Below are 12,596 nucleotides of genomic sequence, written 5' to 3' on the forward strand. Positions count from 1 at the left end.
TCGCTTCCTCTGGAGGCAAACCGTTGCAGAATGATCCAATCCGAGGCTGAGTGTCACGACCGGGTTCGAGTGCCGAACCCCAGGCAAGTCGAGTGATCAACGGCCACGACCGAGGAACTCCTTGATCGAGTCGTAGATTCCTTCCTTGTCTCGAATCTCCGAGAGGGCCAGGTTCGGCTCGTTCTCAAAGGCGTCTTCCAGCTCCCGAATGAACTCGCCCGAACCGTAGGGACTCTCAACCTGGCCGTAGCCAAAGAGGTTGCACTTCGGAAGCAGACCCTTGCGCAAAAGCTCCACGCAATGACGATTGTCTTCTCCCCAGTTGTCCCCGTCGGAGAAGTGCAGGACATAGATATTCCAGTCGGCCGGCGGGTGGTCGGCCTCGATGATCTTGTGGGCCAGTCGGTAGGCCGAGCTGATTCGCGTACCGCCTGACTCTCTCGTGTGGTAGAAGGTGTGCTCGTCGACCTCCTTGGCCCCCGCGTCGTGGATGATGTAGCGGGTGGTCACGCCGTCGTACTGGCTTCGGAGCCAGGTGTCGATCCAGAACGCTTCGATCCGGACAATCTCCTTCTGGTCGTCCGTCATGCTGCCAGAGACGTCCATCAGGTAGAGGACGACGGCGTTAGTTTGTGGCAAGTAGATCGGGTTCCAGGATCGGTAGAGCTTGTCTTCTCGAACCGGAATGACGATCGGATCGTCCGGGTTGTAGGTGTTCGAGGCGATTTGTCGCTTCAGGGCTTTCTTGTAGGTCCGCTTGAAGTGTCGAAGGCTCTCGGGGCCGGCTTGCCGGATGCCGGTGTAGCGATCCTTCTCCTCGATGATGTTGGCTTGCCCTTTGGGCTGGATGCGGGGAAGCTCCAGTTCCTCGCCGAGGATCTCGGCCAGCTCGTCCATGGTCAGCTCGACTTCGAGGATGTGCTGGCCGGGGCTGTCGCCTGCTTGGCCAGCCCCTTCCTCGCCGTCTCCGGATCGACCGATCGGCTGGCCGACGTCGCCGGGACCCTGGCCGACCCCGCCGGACCCCTTCGGGCCGTAGCGGAATTCGGGCAGGTCAATCGACGGCATCGGGATCGAGACCAACTCGCCGCCGGTCTTGCCGATCATCTCGCCGTGAGTGATGTACTTCTTCAGGTCCGCCTTGATCTTGCCGCGGACAATCTGTCGGAAGCGGTTCTGGTCCCGCTCGATTTTCCGTACCAAGGCCCACGCCCCTCGCCACTGTAGAGATCGGGTGGGTCGAACGCCGGCGCGACGACGCCCGTCGGCGCGGCAAGAGCCATCCCTCGCCGGGACAACCCGCCCTGCCTGCTCGATGCGAAAGAACCGGGGAGCTAACGTCCACCGCCGATCGATCGAGGGGGCCGCGGTCTCGGTCTTGCAACGCACCGCGGGCCACCTCGGAGAAGGTTTGGCTGGCTTAGCCGCCGCCGCGTTTCACGTCTCCTCGGGCGAAGATGCTGGCCACGTAGTTCAAGACGTCGGTGGCCGAATCCTCGTCGTAGCCGTAGTCTCGGATCAGGCGACCCTTGACGATATCGATCTTTTCCTGCGTGTCCTTGTCGACCACGCTGGAGACCAGACTCGTCAGCTTGATCGTGTCCTTCTGGTCCTGAAAGAGTTTTAGTTCCAGGGCCTTCTGAAGCCGTTCGTTGGTCTTGTAGTCGAACGTCTTTCCATCAAGTGCCAGAGCACCGATGTAATTCATGATCTCGCGCCGGAAGTCGTCCTTTCGGCTCTCGGGAATATCAATCTTCTCCTCGATCGACCGCATCAGGCGCTCGTCGGGTTCTTCCGGCTGGCCGGTGTACTTGTTCTTGACCTTCTCCCGCTGGGTGTAGGCCTTCACGTTGTCGATGTAGTTGCCGCAGAGCCTTGTCAGCGCCTCCTCGTCGGCGGCGATGGCACGCTGAACCTCGTTCTTGACGACATCCTCATATTCTTCCTTGACGACCGCGAGCAAGTGCTTGTAATGCTTGCGGACTTCCTCGTTGTTGATCAACGAGTGGTGCCTCAGGCCCGATTCCAGCTCGTTGAGCACCATGAACGGGTTAACCGAACGCTCCTCGGCGTGGGCGACCAGCGCGTTGGAGATCTTGTCCTGAACGTATCGAGGGCTGATCCCGAGCATCCCCTCTCGCTCAGCCTCTTCTTTGAGTTCCTTGATGTTGTCTTCGGTGAAGCCCGGCAGGGTCTTGCCGTTGTAGAGCTTCAGCTTTTGCATCAAGGTCAGGCCGGCGTTCTTGGGTTCCTCCAAACGAGTGAGAATGGCCCACATGGCCGCCACTTCCAGCGTGTGAGGCGCGATGCGCTTGCCGGTCACGCGACGACTGTTGTAGTCCTTCTCGTAAATCTTGATCTCGTCTGAGAGCTTTGTGACGTAAGGCACGTCGATCTTGACGGTCCGGTCTCGCAGGGCTTCCATGAACTCGTTTGACTGAAGCTTGCGATACTCGGGCTCGTTTGTATGCCCGATGATGACCTCGTCGATGTCCGTTTGTGCGAACTTCTTCGGCTTGATCTTGTGTTCCTGACTCGCGCCGAGGAGATCGTAGAGGAACGCCACGTCAAGCTTCAGGACCTCGATGAACTCGATGATCCCTCGGTTGGCGATGTTGAATTCGCCATCGAAGTTGAAGGCCCTCGGGTCTGAATCAGAACCATATTCGGCGATTTTTCGATAATTGATATCACCGGTCAGTTCGGTGGCGTCCTGGTTTTTCTCGTCCTTCGGCTGGAAGGTACCGATTCCCACGCGATCCTGCTCTGAGAGCAAGACACGACGAACTCGGATGTCTTCAAGGACTCGGGTCCAATCGCCTCCGTACCGCTCCAGTCGTTCCTTGAACATCTGACGGCAATACGGATCGAGCTCACCGATGATCCGCACCTGGAAGTCGTCCGGGGTACGTCCGGCGTTCAATTCCTCCAGCAAATCGGCTCGATACTCCGGAGGAATCAGGTGCAGGGGTTCCTCATGCATCGGGCAAGGAACCCAGTGAAGCTCTCCTTCGGGACCTTCCTCTTTCCAGTCGAAGGTATAGAGCGCTCCGTCGTCGGTCTGAGAGTACGCTTCCATTCCTTTCTTGAGCAATCGGGCAATCGTGCTCTTGGAACTGCCAACAGGTCCGTGTAGCAGAAGGACGCGGCGTTCGGTTCCATAGCCCAACGCGGCGCTCTTGAGCACGTTGACCAGATTCATCAACGGCTTTTCGAGGCCGAAAATGGCGTCGTGTCCGTCTTCGATCGGGTCATCAAAAAACTTGTAACGGACCAACTTCTCCTTGTGGATGATGATCTCTTCGGTGCCGAAGCTCAGAATCATATCGTAGACCCGCTGGTACGCATTACGCGTGACCTTGGGGTCTCGGGCGACGATCTCAAGATATTCCGAAAACGTCCCTGTCCAGTGCTTCTTCTGGTATTCCGCCAGGTTCTGGCGGCGAGCGATCTTGGCAATCAAGTCCGATCCGGCCGTCATGCGGTGTCCCTCCTGACTGCTGGATGCCTCCGGACGCGACGGGCGACGCGTTGGACGACGCATTGGGGCGCACGAACGCGGCGGGGAGTCAGCGAGAGCCTACTCCCACGAGCCAACCGGCGCCTGCGCAGGGGGCGATCAACCTCGAACTGAGGCAATTCCGAATTGTCAAATGTGTCGTGGGGGATGGGCCCGGCCCGGGCGACAAGCAACGAATGATGAAACGCAAAAAGCTGGTCACGATGGCGGGCAGTACAGCTGGAGCAGCGGAATCAGGACTGGCTGCTCGGTTGTCAAACCCGGGCCTGATCGACTCCTCTAATCCTCACACCCGGTGGCGTTCATGTCAAGCGCAACACGCCAACCGTGGTGATCGTGAGCGTCAATGAGCCCCGCTCACGAGACGATCGGATGTGACTGAGAATCATCCGCGGAGGGAGACGAATCCGGCTCAAACAGTGAGCGATTTCCAAGCTCAACCAGGGCTGCAAGCAGGCCCAAACCGGCCACCAGCGTGATGTAGTGTGCGTAGCTGTCAGCCGCCGGCAAGACCCAGGGCTGCGGAGGCAAGGACAGAACAAGGAGGTACGCCAGACCCACTGGAAATGCCGCCGTAAGCCCTCCCAGAAAGAGCGTCGCGACCAGGTGTCCTCCCTCGGCTCGGACCAGTCGGACGTACCCCTTCAGCGTGTCTCGCCACCCCCCTCGACACCAGGGAGCCGCGCCGACGAGACCCACCAGAACCACGGCCGCTCCCTGGATCGACACCAGGCCCCAGCCTCCCAGGACTGGAGCCAGCACTGATCGGGCAAAGCCATCCGGAACATAGGGAAGCGACAGATAGCCCATCGTGGCCAAATAGCGAGCCGGCATTACGACCAGACATCCCAAAATCGCTGCGGGAAGCAGGGCGAAGATGGCTGCAACCTCGATCGGTTCGACATCGCTGGAACGCTCGGCCCGACGCAGTTCGACCAGAACCCAGGCCGCCAGCAGACCGTCGGAAATCAGCATCACGACCGGAACCACCAACGGCTCGACGTAAAACCCTCCGCCGATCGGCAGATCGTCGGGAGACACCACGATCGCAACCAGCCGATACAAGCCATACAACGAGGCTGCGATCCACGAGAGGGTCACCCACCCCGGTTTCACTTTGTCCCGTTCTTCAATCGCATCGGTTCCCCACCGATCGGCCGAAAATCGAAACGCCACAAAGATGGCGATCCCGAGCAAGACGAGCAGGTCCGCCAGGCTGAACAGATCGCGAAGCGGTGTCAACGCGGCGAGAATCCCTTGTTCCGCGGCCGCCTCCGGGACCGATCGGGTCCGTGAAAGCAAGGACAGATCCGCCAGGCCCAAGGGACGTTTGTAGCGCATCAACAGCGCCGACGTCCACGAAATGACCGACGCTCCCAGCAAGATCATCACCAGCCTGGCCGAGGCTCGCAACCGTTCCACTGCCGAGCCGAGCAACCGGATATGCCCCGGCAGATTGAACAATTGCCCCAGTGCTCGGACCGGTCCCTGAACGACCATCGCCACCAGCAAGAGCACCAGCAAGCCGAGCATCCAGGCCCAGAATCCCTCCGAGCCGGGGACTGCCCTGGCCGAGGAGAGGGTCTGACCCCAGAACCAGCGACGAAGCGCCAGCAACGGCATCTCGAATTCGTCGGGTACGGTTTGTGCCCAGAAGATCGGCAATCGAAGCAACAGCAGATTCAAGGCGTCGTCTCCCGAGCACAGCGGTGTGCGGGCCGTCGGCGATCCGCCTCAATCGGAGACGCATCGTCTGGTCGACGACAATTGTAACGGTCCTGATCGTTCCGGGCATGGGGCTGCCCAGACCGAGAGGTTATTCATCGGCCACTCGGTGGCGATTCCCGAGAATTAGCGAGGGGCGGCTCCCCCGGCTCGCCTCAGGGCGTCGTCACGCGATCGGAACGGAGCGGGAGCGAGAGGAGAACCCCCCACCACTCCTGCTTCGGAGACATAGAGCCGGAGGTATCGATAATAGACTTCCAGGGTCATCGCGGCGAGGGCGGTTGCGTAGACCCGGCCGCCGTGCGTTCCGTAGCGTGTCGGGTCGGGATCCCAGCTCCCGGCCTTGTGCCCCTCGCGATGCTGAAGGCTGACCAGGGTGTCCCGGACGAGCGGATTCCATCGATCCCAGGCAGGGCCACCGCTCTGATACATCGCCAGCGTCGCATAATACCAGTAGTAACTGTTGAACGAGTCTGCCGAAGGAGGATGTTGCAATAGGTACGCGGCCGCTTCGTTGCTGGCCGCTCCGGGGCCGCCGAAACCAAGAAACTGCCGACAGACCCAGGCTTCAGCCGACATGACCGGATCGGCTGGTCGGGACGGCTGATAGCGAGCCAACCCTTCCGCGTCGCCGTCCGCAACCCGCTGAAGCCAGTTCCGGGCTGATTGTACCGCATTCGAAGGCACCTCGATGCCGACTTCCGACGCCGACTTGAGCACCATCACCACCCAGCCGAGTACGCTCGTGTCGCCAACCGGAGGATGCGGCTCGTAATCCCAGCCTCGACCTCCCTCGGCGGGTGTCCGACGAATCTCGCTCCGGGGCAGATAACGCCAGCCCATCAACCCCGGGTACTGGCCCTCGACCAGGAAGGAGACGGCACGCTCGACCGGCCCTTTGAGTTTCGGGTCGCCGCTCAGGGCGTAGGCTTCCGAGAGGGCCAGGCTCGCCATCGTGTGACAGTACATCCCCACGGCCCGACTCGGGCCTCTCAGGTCTCCATCGCCCTTCTGGATGGTCAGCAAGTAGTCGATTCCCCGGCCGACAACCGGGGCGTACTTGCCGTCGAGATGCGTGTAGCCGGATCCAAGGAATGCCAGCAGGGCCAGCCCGGTGACCGCCGTATCCGCCTCCCAGTAAAAGCACTCGCCGTGGCAGATGTCTCCCGGTGGACAATGGCTCGTGAAATTGGTGTCTCCGGGGGCCGGAGAGCCGTCGCGATATCGGGCCGTCCCCGCGTTCCAGCGGCCGTCCGCATCCTGGTGCCGGGCGAGCCAGTCGAGGGCCAGTTCGACCGCTTCTTCGCTGGCAGCGCTGGCCCCAGCTCGCCGAGCAAGTGCGGGGCGATTTGGATCGAGCCGGGGTCGATAAACTTCGGGAACATCCTCCAGCGTCCGCCCTTCGATTGCACCTCGGACGATGGGCAGATCAGGCAGCGCTCTGGGGTTGAGACGATCAAGGTCCACGGCCGCTACTGGTGCCGATCGCTCAACAATCCGAGGCGCAGCGCGTTCGGGAGTGGGACGGGCCGCAACCCGAAGATCCGCCTCAGGCAATTCGAGCGGTGCTTCTTCAGCACGGCGGGCTACCGGACGCCGATCTGGTCTCGCCACCGCCTCCGGGTCAGCTTCCGAGGGAGACTCGAACTCGGGCACGATCCCGTCGACGTTGCCGGGCCTTGACTCGGCGACTGGCAGCGGAAACGGCGCCGTCTCCGAACGATTCAGATCGGGAAGCGGAACTGGCTCTGCCGTGGTACTCGGTCCTCGATCAGCAAGATCGGTCTCGACTCGCGGCTCCGGAGCAGGGCGGAATCCCCCTCGATCGGGATCGAGGGGGAGCGAGGGACTCGGGAGCGACGTTCGCGCATCCGGTCGTGCTCGTGGTCGAGCCTCGGCAACCTCCGACGCTTCGGGAGCCGTTTCGCCGGCCGGTCGTGGGACCATCGGAGCCGTTTCGCTCGGGTCGTCGAAGCGATCACCGGCCAGGCCGAGGATCGGATCGGGCAGATCGAGGTCGGGCAGGGGGGGGGCAATGTCCGATCGAGGCGAAGGGCGAAGCTCGATTCGCTCGTCGCGAAATCCTGGCCGGGTCGCCAGACGATCCGGATCAGGCAGAGGAACGTCGACGGGGCGATTTGCAGGACGATCGCTGCGGATGACAGCAGCCACGTCGGCCGGGTCGATGGTCGATGGTTCGACGATCGGCTTCGAATCCGAGACCGGTTCGAAGTCTCGATCACGTTCGACAAGATTGCTGGGCAGGCTCGGCTCGGGAGCAAGGTCGAGGTCGGAAAGCTCCGGGCCTTCGATGCGATCGAGCGCCAGAGGCTGAGGCAATTCGTCTCGGATCACATTTGGGCGAGCGGCCCCTCGTCCTTCCGGTTCGATCGTGTCGAGCAAGGCAAGCGATGCCAAATCCTGGTCGGCCGCAAGACCTCCTCCCCGTCCGTTCGGTCCGGTTCCTGAGGCGTCGAACGCATTGGCCCCCTCCGCAATCGAAAGGGGGGGGATGGTGACCCGGATTGCTCGAATTCCCGGCTCGTCGATCACCTGACCATCGGGCATTCCGGGCGTGATGAGCTTCGAGAGTTCCTCGCCACTGGAAAACACCAGGCCCACATGGGCCAGGACCGAGAGTACGAGACACTTCCTCAGGACCCGACGCGAGCCCCAACCGGTCCAGACAATCAGGACCAAGAGCAGGGCGATCACGCCCAGAGTCATCCAGGCGCCGATGTCGGCCTGAAGCAATCGGAGGAACGGTTCCAGATTCAGGCCGGTCATCACTCCTCCGGTCGTCGACTCAAGAGTCCTCGACCCTCCGGGTCAAGGGGCGTTGGCGGGAAGGGAGCCAGGCAGCATCCACTGCCCGCCGAGGCAAACGTCAGAAGTTTCGCAAGGAGTCAGGGATCTCGACCCGGATTGGCTGAGAGCCCCGGGACTGGCCCCCGATCCCGAAGTGGGGGCCGGCCGACGCATTGCGATGGGGATTTGCCGCCGCGGCGGACGTACTCTTCTCTGCCCGGCTCGCCTGAGTGGCCGCCAGCACGGAGATGGCGTCCACCGTCTCGGCTCCGAGGCGATCGAGTGCGTTTTCGAGCGTTTCGACCCGGCCCATCAGGCCGTCGTAGGCCACCAATGCCAGGATGGCCACTGCGACGCCCGCCGTCAACGGGGCCAGAGCTCCTCCCAGCGCCGGACCCCATGCTGCAGAGGCTTCCGCCCCTTCCAGGCCCGACAAGGCTCGGCCCGCGGCCATGAGTGTCCCCAGCAATCCCACCAGCGGAGCTAGCGCCGCGATCCGACGCAAGGTCCCGACGTTCCGGCGAAGCCGATCGGCCTCCACCTGCCGGGCCAGGCTCACCGCGCGTTCGAGATCCGGAGAGGGCCGTCCCCAACGCCGAATGGCGGCAAGGGCGATCCGCGACGCCGGGCTCGGGTTCATTTCGCAGAGATCCGTCCCTTTGCCCTTGTCGAGCTGGCCGTCTTGCAAGCGGTCGCGGAACCGATCGACAAAGCGAGTCGGCAGCACCCGACCTTTTCGTAATCGGAGCGATCGTTCACCGAGGACGCTGAGTCCGAGTAATCCGCAGGCGGCCAGCCCTCCCCAGGTCATCCGGTCGGCGGGCGGTGTGCTGCGATACCAGGAGCGTGCCTGCCGGGCGAACCACTGGAGTTGCTCAGACGCAACGGTCGAGGCTCGTTCCAGGTTCGACGGACGGTCAGCCCCGCCAAGCAGCACCACCAGACCCATTGCCAGGGCCGGGCCGATGAGCCTCCGACGCGACACCAGGCGGCTTTCGAACGCATTCCGACGCATGGCGAACGTCCTTATTCCTGTGCGCGGGGCGTTGCGAGTGACAGCGATTAGCCTCGCCGCCCCGACCCCTCGCCGACCGCCTCTCCCGAGACTCGTCCCCTCGCGATCACAAGACGGCGATTGGCCTCGGCCGAGGCCGGTTCGTCCGGGAATCGCAAGCGGAGCCTCTCATAAATGTCGGCGGCGTCGGCCCAGCGGTCGAGTTGTTCGTAAACTTTCCCTGCTTCCAGCAGAGACAGCGCCTGCCATTTCGGCGCGTCGTCGTACGAGGGCAGAATATCGACCTTGAGGAATTCGCGGAGTGCCTCGTCGTAACGCTTTTGATGGAAGAAGGTTTCTCCCCTCATGAACTGGGCCATTGCCGCCAGCTCTCCTCCTTTGCGAGCGTCGATCACCGCCTGGTAGGCTTCTCGGGCCTCTTCGAACTGAGGAGGGGCCTGACTTTGCAAGGCTCGGCCCCTCGCATAGTCGAGGTCAGCCATCTGCGGCAGGTCGGGAACCTCGGCCTTGAGCGAATCGGCCAGCGTCAACACATCCGACCAGCGCTCTTGCTGCACTAGAGCCTGAATGAGTCGCAACCGGGCGGTTGGCAGCCACGATTCCGACTCCCGATCCTCTGGGGTCGCCTCGATTAACGTTCGGAATCCGGCCTCGGCCGCCTCGGGATCACCTCGTCGGAACGCCACCTCGGCCGACCAGAACCCGGCCTCCCGCACGTACGTTCCGTCTGGGAAACCGCTCACTAGCCGATCGAAGGCTTGGCTTGCTTCGTCCCACTCCTGCCGCTCGACCCGAGTCCGCCCTGCCCGGTACAGCGCGGCCTGACGAATCCGAGGCTCCGTCTCTTCGGTCTCATCCGTCAGGGGTTCGAGCCAGCTGAGAACCTCCTCGAACTGTCCTGCTTGAAAGGCCGATTCTGCCAGGTTCAACCTGGCGTCCTCCGCCTGGGAAGACTCCGGATACTCCCTGAGCAGACGCTCAAACACCTGATCGGCTTCTTCAACCCGATCTCCATCGAGCAAGGCCCAGGCCAACTCTGCGAGCAAGAGATCGGTCGCCTCGACTGGTTCGGGATGCTCCGAATCAAGCAGCGTTTCAAAGAGTGAGATTGCCTGATCCGGCTGGCCCGTCTCGACCAGCAATCGGGCACGGGCAAGGTCGGCCTTGGGAGCATCGATCGAACCGGGATGGTGCGAGACCACCCAGGCGAATGCCTCGATCGCCTCGTTGGGCCGATTGAGATCACGTAGCGCTCGCCCTCGGACATAGGACGCCTCGGCTGCGAGAGGGTCTTCCGGAGCTCTCTTGAGAACCTCGTCAAACGCCTTGATGGCCTGTTCCAGCTTGCCCGAACCCATCAAGGCCCATCCGAGGCCCGACCAGGCTCGTGTCTGCTGATTCGGATCGGCGTGCTCTGTTTCGGCCAGGGCGCGAAAGTGCTGCTCGGCCCGGTCCCACTGCTCGGCTGCCAGGGCTGTCTCCGCCACACGGAGACGGGTTGGTCCCACGACCGGACTGTCGGGAAAGCGTTCAGAGAGCTGGGCGATCGTCTCGTTTGCCCGATCCTCCTGGCCGGTTTCTGACAGTCCGAGGGCGATCCGAGCCATCGCGTGGTCGGCCGCTTCACCATCGGGGCGAGCTTCGACAAATCGGCTCAGGGCCGCGATAGCTTCCTCGTACCGACCGGCATCGAAGTGCCCTTGACCGACCAGGTAGAGCGCATCGACCGCATAGGGGGTGTCGGGTGCTTTCGCTAGTTCGTCGAGGTGTCGGATCGCCTCCTCCTCCCGTCCGGCTGCTTTGTAGGCGAGCCCAAGATAATAACGGGCGGCCTGCGCCGTCTCCGGAGCGGCATCCTCACGGTCCAGTAAAAGGTCGAGTAAGGGAATAGCTTTTTCGGCGTGCTGGGCATCGAGGGTTGCTCGGGCTTCAATCAAAAGCGCAGGGGAGCTGAGTGGGCCGTCGTTCGACTCCTGCCGAACCCGTCGGGCCAGTTCGATTGCCTGTTCGTTCTTGCCGAGCTTCAGAGCCAGTGAAGCGGCCTGAAGCAGCGCGTCATCGACCCATCGATCTTCAGGGTAGGTCGCCACTAACCGCTCGAATCGGGTGAGAGCGTCGGCAAGATCACCGGATCGTTCCGCCGCCTCGGCCGATCGAAAGAGCAGCGCCGGGGCGGTCGAGGTTTCCGGGAAGCGTTGCAGGGCCTCGTCGAGAACGGTCATCGCCTCATCCAGCCGACGTTGCTTCAACGCTCCGAGGCCGACCGTGTACGAGGCCCTCGCAGCCAGTTCGGGAGACGGGTCGTTCCGGAGCGGTTCGAGCACCTCGATCATCTCGTCAAACCGATCGAGCGCCAGCAAGGCCTCGGCCTTACCCAGGCGGCTCCGAGCGACATACGCGCTTTGAGGAATCGCCTTCTCCAGCGCCGAAAAGGCGGTAATGGCCTCTTCAAAGGCCCCAGCCTCCAACTGGAGGCGACCAACCTGATAAAAGGCCTCGTCGCGCTGGGGGGCCTCGGGGCGGTCGAGCAGCTCCCGAAACCGAGTGAGAGCAAGCTTCGACTCTCCCTGGCGAACCAGCACACGCCCCAGAGACAGCCGGGCTCGGTCTGAGAGCCGACCGTCCGGGAAGGTGCTCAATGCGTGTTCGTAAGCCGCCCGAGCCCCTTGAAGATCACCTCGCTGAAACCGGACATCGCCGAGGTAGGGCCAGGCAAGCTCCTGATACCGATGGTTCTGCGAACCCTTCGTGTACGATTCCAACGCCTTGAGCGCGACGGGCAGATCACCGAGGACGTAAGCCAGTTCTCCGACCCGGAACAGGGCCGTTGGCACGCTCGGGTGGTCCTTCGGCGCGACCTCCAGAAACTGCTCGAAGGTGGCGCGGGCCTCTGCATATTCTTGAAGAAAGTGATGCGCGTTCGCCAGGCCGTAAAGGGCCTCAGCCCGAAAGGAAGCGGACGGATTGGTGGCGAGAAACGCCTGATATTCCTGGACCGCCAGATCGAATCGACGGGCTCGGAAGAGTCCGTTGGCGAAGTTGAGTGCCTCGGGCACCGCCTCGGCCTCGGTCCGAGCAGGCGAGACCGGACCTTGGGCCTCGACCGCCGGTCCCATCACGGCCGATCCGGCTAGCAATACGACCACGAAGATCGCTCCCGCCACCGACGGTCGCTGCCAGTCGGAGGATCGGAGTTCAACGCGCACCAGATCACCTCCCTGATCGTCGACGGTGAAGACGAAATCGGAACCGCCTGGCCGATCCGTCCCTTTCCCCGTCATCCTGGCGAGACCAAGTCTCTCATCTCGGAACCCCCGTTGGCTTTCGACCGATTATCGCGACCCGTTGCCGCTTGGCAAGCCGAGCCGCAGCCGGATTGACGGGATTGCACGGTCGAAGTTCGCCCCGGTTTTCCGATCGGCCTGGTTCTTCATAAGATATTCACCGTCTTTCGTTAAGCTCTTCTGGTAGCCTGATTCCATCGGCTCGGGTTTCCAGGGCGTTCCGATCCCAGGTCCGTGGTTGTTG

At 62.5% G+C, this 12,596-nt stretch carries 6 protein-coding genes; all 6 read right to left on the bottom strand.

Annotation, left to right across the window (positions count from 1 at the left end):
- Positions 1–96: 96 nt before the first annotated feature.
- The 6 genes from HG800_RS03075 to HG800_RS03100 all read right to left on the bottom strand — a co-directional run bounded on the left by HG800_RS03075 (position 97) and on the right by HG800_RS03100 (position 12,274).
- Entirely contained in the window at positions 97–1,203 is a 1,107-nt protein-coding gene (locus HG800_RS03075; RefSeq protein ID WP_152053619.1) for a DUF444 family protein, read from the bottom strand.
- Between the two features lie 217 nt (positions 1,204–1,420).
- On the bottom strand, positions 1,421–3,481 hold the full coding sequence (locus tag HG800_RS03080) for a PrkA family serine protein kinase (protein ID WP_169973672.1): 2,061 nt from the start codon (positions 3,479–3,481) through the stop codon (positions 1,421–1,423).
- Between the two features lie 396 nt (positions 3,482–3,877).
- Complete coding sequence (locus HG800_RS03085; RefSeq protein ID WP_169973675.1) at positions 3,878–5,206, bottom strand: hypothetical protein; 1,329 nt, start codon at positions 5,204–5,206, stop codon at positions 3,878–3,880.
- Between the two features lie 165 nt (positions 5,207–5,371).
- A complete protein-coding gene (locus HG800_RS27185; RefSeq protein ID WP_235963226.1) occupies positions 5,372–8,032 on the bottom strand; it encodes a prenyltransferase/squalene oxidase repeat-containing protein in 2,661 nt (886 codons plus the stop codon).
- 100 nt (positions 8,033–8,132) lie between these two features.
- Complete coding sequence (locus HG800_RS03095; protein WP_169973678.1) at positions 8,133–9,068, bottom strand: MotA/TolQ/ExbB proton channel family protein; 936 nt, start codon at positions 9,066–9,068, stop codon at positions 8,133–8,135.
- A 47-nt stretch (positions 9,069–9,115) separates the two neighbouring features.
- Positions 9,116–12,274, bottom strand: coding sequence for a tetratricopeptide repeat protein (locus HG800_RS03100; RefSeq protein WP_169973681.1), 3,159 nt, complete (start codon positions 12,272–12,274; stop codon positions 9,116–9,118).
- Positions 12,275–12,596: the final 322 nt, after the last annotated feature.

Origin of the sequence: Tautonia rosea (genome assembly GCF_012958305.1) — a bacterium.
Lineage (GTDB): Bacteria > Planctomycetota > Planctomycetia > Isosphaerales > Isosphaeraceae > Tautonia > Tautonia rosea.

Coding starts and splice junctions, on each gene's coding strand:
- HG800_RS03080 (WP_169973672.1), bottom strand. CDS start 3,481: ATGACGGCCGGATCGGACTTGATTGCCAAGATCGCTCGCCGCCAGAAC.
- HG800_RS27185 (WP_235963226.1), bottom strand. CDS start 8,032: ATGACCGGCCTGAATCTGGAACCGTTCCTCCGATTGCTTCAGGCCGAC.
- HG800_RS03095 (WP_169973678.1), bottom strand. CDS start 9,068: ATGCGTCGGAATGCGTTCGAAAGCCGCCTGGTGTCGCGTCGGAGGCTC.